Source organism: Citrobacter sp. R-1.5.2 (assembly GCF_035064245.1).
Lineage (GTDB): Bacteria > Pseudomonadota > Gammaproteobacteria > Enterobacterales > Enterobacteriaceae > Citrobacter.
The window spans coordinates 1-2,470 of the sequence record NZ_JASEYC010000057.1 but is presented as its reverse complement, the minus strand read 5'-3'; the positions used below and the strand labels follow the sequence as shown (position 1 = coordinate 2,470).

Annotated in this window: 3 protein-coding genes; all 3 read right to left on the bottom strand. The window is 44.3% G+C overall.

The features are described 5' to 3' along the window. Positions 1-187: 187 nt before the first annotated feature. Positions 188-640, bottom strand: coding sequence for an NAD(+)--rifampin ADP-ribosyltransferase Arr-3 (locus QMN38_RS26450; RefSeq protein WP_001749986.1), 453 nt, complete (start codon positions 638-640; stop codon positions 188-190). Positions 641-724: 84 nt separating this feature from the next. Next, a complete protein-coding gene (locus QMN38_RS26445; protein ID WP_000186237.1) occupies positions 725-1,357 on the bottom strand; it encodes a type B-3 chloramphenicol O-acetyltransferase CatB3 in 633 nt (210 codons plus the stop codon). Between the two features lie 137 nt (positions 1,358-1,494). Further along, the gene (locus QMN38_RS26440; protein WP_001334766.1) at positions 1,495-2,325 is read right to left on the bottom strand and encodes an oxacillin-hydrolyzing class D beta-lactamase OXA-1; all 831 of its coding nucleotides are present in this window, start codon (positions 2,323-2,325) and stop codon (positions 1,495-1,497) included. Positions 2,326-2,470: the final 145 nt, after the last annotated feature.

The window sequence follows — 2,470 nt, the reverse complement described above, 5'->3', positions numbered from 1 at the left end:
ACGCTTAAAAATAATAAAAGCAGACTTGACCTGATAGTTTGGCTGTGAGCAATTATGTGCTTAGTGCATCTAACGCCGCCATAAACGGCGACAGGGTGGCGCGCCTATTGCGCATAAAATGGCGAAGCCATGCGCAACAGGCGCGGAATCTCTGGCGTCCGGTTTGATGGCTTTGTTATGCAAAGGACTAGTCTTCAATGACGTGTAAACCACGGCGCTTTAAGTCCTCCAACGAATCCAACATTCCCCTTATTAATTCAACAGGATGCCCCTCCCAGTCTTCAACAACGCCAACAATTCTCAAGGGTTCGCAGGTTCTATAGGACTGTGTTGGATTACCGGGAAATCTTTTGTTCGTAAGATTCGGATCGTCTTCGAACGGTCCTGTTGGCTCAACTATGTATATGTAGCCGCGACCCTCGAGGCCAGACAGTGACATAGCAAGTTCAGCTCCCCAAACTGCTGGCTCCATCAAGGCTGAAAAGTAGATGTGCTTAAGAATACGACCGTCCTCGAAATGAGAGATGAACCCTGTGGTTAGCAAGTCACCAATCGCCAAATTGGCTTTGGTTCCATGATAGAACGGTCCTTGCACCTGCTTGTAATTATCATGAGAGATGGGAATCCAATCTTTTACCATTTTAAGACCCTTAATTGTTGGGATTTGGCTGCATAACGCCTGAAATAAGCCGTGCCGCGAAGCGGCATCGGCTTGATTGAATTGTTAGACGGCAAACTCGAGCCAATACTTGTGCAGGCCAACAATATTAGACGAGCACAGCATGGGCATTGCCGCTTTGATCTTCTCCAGTGACCAATTCCACCACTCCATCTCCAGAAGCAATGAAATTTCCTCATCGGTGAAGCGTTTCTTAATCTTCTTAGCGGGATTGCCGCCAACGATAGCGTAAGGCTCCACATCTTTTGTCACCAACGAGCGGCTGCCTATCACCGCACCGTGCCCGATCTTGATTCCGGGCATGACCATTGCCTCAGAGCCGATCCAAACGTCATTGCCAATGACAGTATTACCTGCTTTTTGGAAGGCATCGAGTGCGCTTGAGAATGCAGGTTCTTCCTGCATATAAAAGAACGGGAAAGATGATGCCCAGTCGTACCGATGCCCCTGATTGCCAGCCATGATAAAGGAAGCCCCACTCCCGATAGAGCAGAAACTACCGATGATCAACTTATCAACGTCATCACGGTCCGGAAACAGATACCGTGCGCAGTCATCGAATGAGTGCCCATGATAGTAGCCAGAGTAATAGCTGTACCGCCCAACTTTGATATTGGGGTTCTTCACTTGCTCAGAAAGCAGCTTGCCTTTGAAGGGGCTATCAAAGTAGTTGGTCATAAGAGATCCCGCGGTCTGTGACTTTGCCGTCTAACGTTTGAAATAAGGGGCGCCGAGCGCCAGCGAGGGGAGCCAAAAGCTTGCTTTTGGCCGTCCCGACTTGATTGAAGGGTTGGGCGATTTTGCCATTAGATTTTTTATAAATTTAGTGTGTTTAGAATGGTGATCGCATTTTTCTTGGCTTTTATGCTTGATGTTAAATTCGACCCCAAGTTTCCTGTAAGTGCGGACACAAAAACATATTTATGTCCTGATTTGCTTATAATAAACCCTTCAAACCATCCGTTTTGTAAGGTTCTATTTGCTGTGAATCCTGCACCAGTTTTCCCATACAGTTTTGTACTATTATCCAGATCTTGTAGATACATGTTCTCTATGGTGTTTTCTATGGCTGAGTTTTTAACTGGGAGATTGTGATTAATAATTTTACGCAGGAATTGAATTTGTTCTTCTGGTGAAATTTTTAAGCTACTTTCGAGCCATGCTTCTGTTAATCCGTTGTTTCTTTCTTTATCTCCAGAGAAGTCTTGATTTCCATAATCAAAATCTTTGAGATAATTCTTGATTTTATTTAATCCAATTTTTTGGGTTATTTCTTGCGAAACCCAAACAACAGAAAATTGCATCCACGTCTTTGGTGTATGATTGCTGTTCCAGATCTCCATTCCTTTGGGGGTTTTATCCCATTTGAATATGGTTTTCTGATCTATTATTTCCGCATCAAATGCCATAAGTGATAATGCGATCTTGAAAGTTGAATCTGGTGCCATTTGCGTTGCACACTTTGCTTTATTGAATTGAGCAATTTCAGCGTTTGTGGATGCATCGTAAAGTAAAAAACAACCTTCAGTTCCTTCAAATAATGGAGATGCAACAGTAGAGATATCTGTTGATGCACTGGCGCTGCTGTAGATAATATTTGCAATTATTAAAAAAATAGCGAAGTTGATATGTATTGTGTTTTTCATAATAAGTATTGGTTTGGTAAAGGGCTTAATTTTAACGGCTAACAATTAATGAGGCTCCGGGTTCGCCCAACGTTTGACATGAGGGGCGGCCAAGGGCGCCAGCCCTTGGACGTCCCCCTCGATGGAAGGGTTAGGCATCACTGCG

What these genes read in the sequence shown, in the direction of transcription:
- QMN38_RS26450 (WP_001749986.1), bottom strand. Translation starts at nt 640, where the DNA reads ATGGTAAAAGATTGGATTCCCATCTCTCATGATAATTACAAGCAGGTG.
- QMN38_RS26445 (WP_000186237.1), bottom strand. Translation starts at nt 1,357, where the DNA reads ATGACCAACTACTTTGATAGCCCCTTCAAAGGCAAGCTGCTTTCTGAG.
- QMN38_RS26440 (WP_001334766.1), bottom strand. Translation starts at nt 2,325, where the DNA reads ATGAAAAACACAATACATATCAACTTCGCTATTTTTTTAATAATTGCA.